This is a genomic window from Cupriavidus sp. 01L46, assembly GCF_056399905.1.
Genome location: NZ_JBFTSF010000443.1, coordinates 1 through 3,862, shown reverse-complemented (window position 1 = coordinate 3,862; position 3,862 = coordinate 1). Strand labels below are relative to the sequence as shown.

3 protein-coding genes and 1 pseudogene are annotated in these 3,862 nt (G+C 66.7%); 3 read left to right on the top strand and 1 reads right to left on the bottom strand.

All coding sequences use genetic code 11. The features are described 5' to 3' along the window. The 3 genes and pseudogenes from AC1DS3_RS36345 to AC1DS3_RS36335 form a co-directional block, all read left to right on the top strand. Positions 1 to 504, top strand: a pseudogene (locus tag AC1DS3_RS36345) (alkaline phosphatase family protein); the annotation flags it as partial. A 292-nt stretch (positions 505 to 796) separates the two neighbouring features. Then, positions 797 to 1,300 carry a (2Fe-2S)-binding protein gene (locus tag AC1DS3_RS36340; RefSeq protein ID WP_441641522.1) on the top strand — a complete coding sequence of 168 codons (504 nt, stop codon included), beginning with the start codon at positions 797 to 799 and terminating at the stop codon, positions 1,298 to 1,300. Continuing rightward, on the top strand, positions 1,297 to 3,582 hold the full coding sequence (locus AC1DS3_RS36335; protein ID WP_477109715.1) for a xanthine dehydrogenase family protein molybdopterin-binding subunit: 2,286 nt from the start codon (positions 1,297 to 1,299) through the stop codon (positions 3,580 to 3,582). Before AC1DS3_RS36340 ends, AC1DS3_RS36335 begins: the two co-directional genes overlap by 4 nt. 80 nt (positions 3,583 to 3,662) lie before the next feature. On the opposite strand, the gene AC1DS3_RS36330 is transcribed toward AC1DS3_RS36335, so the two are convergent. Then, the coding region (locus tag AC1DS3_RS36330) for a PepSY domain-containing protein (protein WP_477129105.1) at positions 3,663 to 3,862 on the bottom strand (200 nt) is incomplete at its 5' end.

Here is a 3,862-nt window from a genome sequence, read left to right as displayed (position 1 = left end):
TCCCATCTGGTGGCCCATGCGATCGACGATGACGGGATCCTGATGTGGTTCAACGACCGCTCCCCCGCGGCCATCAGCTTTGCCAGGAGCTTCCTGCTCGGCTATTCCGGCAACGGGCTCGGCTCCGACGCTGCCGGCAATGCCATCGCCAAGGCCTTCAGCCAGGCGGGCGTCAGCAAGATCTACGCCGGCGAAGAAGCCGCTGACCTATTCGGCGTGGCGCGCGGCGACGATCGCGTGCCGGATCTCGTCGGCATTGCGCAGCAAGGTACCGTCTGGGCCGGCGGCAAACTGTCGAAGATCGCCGAACACGGCGGTGATGCCAGGCAGGACCGTCACGTACCCATCGTTGTATGGGGCGCAGGCATCGACCAGAACATCGTCGACGAACCGGTCCAGACCAACCAGATCGCGCCGACCATTCTCGCGTTGCTTGGACTCAAGCCGCATGAGCTGCAAGCGGTGCAGGCCGAGCACACCAAGGTACTGCCGCATCTGCATTGAGCGGCGCCGGGACAGCAGCGCAAGCTGACGGTCCCGGCACAGGAAACAGCCCCGTGGCTGTGGCGTCCACGGGGCGTTCCTGCATTCCTGGATCGCAGCGCGGGGTGGCCGGTTCCTCCCCGTCCCACCTCTTCGCATCGCCACAATTCCAGTTTCTGGAATTGACAAATCCCGAGCCAGCCATTCCCCGACGCCCGCCGCCGGCATCACAATGCGCGTTGCGCAAAGCAGCGCAGGCACCTGGCTCGTCCGCCAGCCCTCGTCCCCGTTGCACCATCCCCCACAAAAAAACATGAGAACCATCACGATCAACGGTAAGCCGCAAAAGATCGACCTGCCCGATGACGCCCCGCTGCTGTGGGCGGTGCGCGATCACCTCGGCCTGACCGGCACCAAATTTGGCTGCGGCATGGCCCTGTGCGGCGCCTGCACCATGCACCTGGACGGCCAGCCGATCCGCTCCTGCGTGACCCCGATCTCGGCGGTAGCCGGCAAGAAAATCACCACCATCGAGGGCTTGTCGGCCGACAAGATCGGGCAGGCCTTGCAGGCCGCATGGGAGGAATTCGGCGTGCCGCAGTGCGGCTACTGCCAGGCGGGGCAGTTGATGTCCGCCACCGCGCTGCTGCACGCCAACCCGCACCCGAGCGAAGAAGACATCGACGGGGCCATGAGCGGCAACATCTGCCGCTGCGGCACCTATACGCGCATCCGCGCCGCCATCCAGCACGTTGCCGGATCGAGCGTGACTGCAAAGCCGTCTGCCCAGCCGACCGGCAAGAGGAGCGCCAAATGAGCACGCTGCAATCTGCCGGGCGCCGCACCTGGCTCAAGAGCATGGGTGCCCTCGCCGGCCTGACGTTGACTGTTGGCCTGGACGGCATCGTGCTGGCAGCGGATGAGCCCAAGAAGTACGGCCGCGACGGCATGCCTGGCGGCGCCGTGGATAGCCCGCTGGTGTTCCTCTCCATTGCCGAAGATGGCAAGGTAAGCATCGTCTGCCACCGCTCCGAGATGGGGCAAGGCGTGCGCACCAGCCTGCCGATGGTGGTGGCCGACGAGCTCGAAGCCGACTGGGCGCAGGTGCTGGTGGTGCAGGCGCCCGGCGATGAAATCCGCTACGGCAACCAGAACACCGACGGCTCGCGCAGCGTGCGGCATTTCTTCGAGCCCATGCGGCGCGTAGGCGCAAGTGCGCGGATGATGCTGGAAGCTGCCGCCGCCGCCCGCTGGAATGTGCCGGTGAGTGAAGTCCAGGCACGCAACCACGCGGTGGTCCACGTGCCGAGCGGCAAGAGCCTTGGCTTTGGTGCGCTGGCAAAGGATGCCGCGCGCCTGCCCGTGCCGGCTGCCGCCAGCCTCAAGCTGAAGGATCCGGCCCAATTCCGCTATATCGGCAAGGACAGCACGCGCAGCATCGATGGCCACGACATCGCCACTGGCCGCGCGCAGTACGGCATCGACGTGCGGCTCGACGGCATGCTGTACGCCGTCATCGCGCGCCCGCCGGTGTTCGGCGGCAAGCTCGCCGGCGTTGACTCCACGCAGGCGATGAAGGTGCCTGGCGTGATCAAGGTGGTGGAGCTGGCCGGCAGCCCCGCGCCCGCCCTGTTCAACCCCCTTGGCGGCGTGGCGGTGATTGCCACCAATACCTGGTCGGCCATCAAGGGCCGCGAGGCGCTGAAGCTGCGCTGGGACGATGGCCCCAACGCCAGCTACGAGTCCGGTGCGTTCCGCGCCGCGATGGAAAAGGCCGCAAGCCAGCCCGGCAAGGTGGTGCGCAACCAGGGCGACACGATGGCCGCCCTGTCCGGCCCCGGCAAGCGCATTACCGCGCAGTATTACCTGCCGCATATCGCGCACGCCACGATGGAGCCGCCGGTTGCCACGGCGCGCATCGCCGATGGCAAGTGCGAAGTCTGGACGTCGGTGCAGGCGCCGCAGGCCACGCGCGAAACCGTGGCCGGGCATCTCGGCCTGAAGCCGGAGGACGTCACGGTGCACGTGACGCTGCTGGGCGGCGGCTTTGGCCGCAAGTCCAAGCCGGACTTCGCCGCCGAGGCCGCGCTGCTGTCCAAGGCCATGGGTGGCAAGCCTGTCAAGGTGACGTGGACGCGCGACGACGACCTGCATCACGACTACTTCCACACCGTTTCCGTCGAGCACATGGAAGCCATGCTCGGCACCGACGGCAAAACGCAGGCATGGCTGCATCGCACCGCCGCCTCCACCATCACGTCCACCTTCGTGGCCGGCGCAAAGAACGAAGCCACGTTCGAGCTTGGCATGTCGGCGGTGAACATGCCATTCGACATTCCCAACGTGCGCGTGGAAAACCCCGAGGTGGAGGCGCACACCCGCATCGGGTGGTTCCGCTCGGTGTCCAACATCCCCCACGCCTTCGCCGTGCAATCGTTCGCGGCCGAACTGGCGACGGCGGCAGGGCGCGACCATCGCGACTACCTGCTGGCGCTGCTCGGCCCGGACCGCCGTATCGACCCGACGCAGTTGTCCGATACCTGGAACTACGGCGAATCGCCGCAGCAGTATCCTCTTGATATCGGCCGCCTGCGCGGCGTGATTGAACTGGCCACGCGCGAAGCCGGCTGGGGCAAGACGCTGCCGAAGGGACGCGGGCTGGGGCTAGCTGTCTGCTACAGCTTCGTGACMTACGTGGCGGCGGTGATCGAAGTGGCGGTGGCCGATGACGGCAGCATCAGCGTGCCGCGTATCGACATGGCGGTGGACTGCGGCGCGCAGGTCAACCCGGACCGCATCCGCTCGCAGGTCGAAGGCGCCTGCATCATGGGCATCAGCCTGGCCACCACGGGCGAGATCACCTTCAAGGACGGGCGCGCCCAGCAGGACAACTTCCACCAGTACGAGGTGATGCGCGCGCCCTCGGCGCCGCGCCAGATCCATGTGCATCTGGTGCCGGGCAGGTTCGACGCACCGCTTGGCGGCGTCGGTGAGCCGGCCATGCCGGCCATTGCGCCTGCGCTGTGCAATGCGATCTTTGCGGCTACCGGCCGTCGCATCCGCGCGCTGCCGATCCGGGAGCAGTTGAAGAAGGCTTGAGCCTGAGTCTGAACCGCGGGGCATTGCAGCCGGCGCGATCTGCCGGCTGCAATGCCTTTGGCCTCAGGTACGTCTGGCTTTCACCTTCGCTTTTTCACCTTCGCTTTGGCGCGGCGCTTCTTCATCCAGATCACTGTGCCAGTGACGCTGAGCATGGCCACCAGCAATCCCAGAACGCACATGAAGGCCTTGAATGGCCGCCCCCAGAGCGTGGCCATGTGCAGGCTGGAGATCCAGCTCCGGATGGTGTCGCCGCTGGCTGCGCCGGTGGGCAGCCAGG

Coding starts and splice junctions, on each gene's coding strand:
- AC1DS3_RS36340 (WP_441641522.1), top strand. CDS start 797: ATGAGAACCATCACGATCAACGGTAAGCCGCAAAAGATCGACCTGCCC.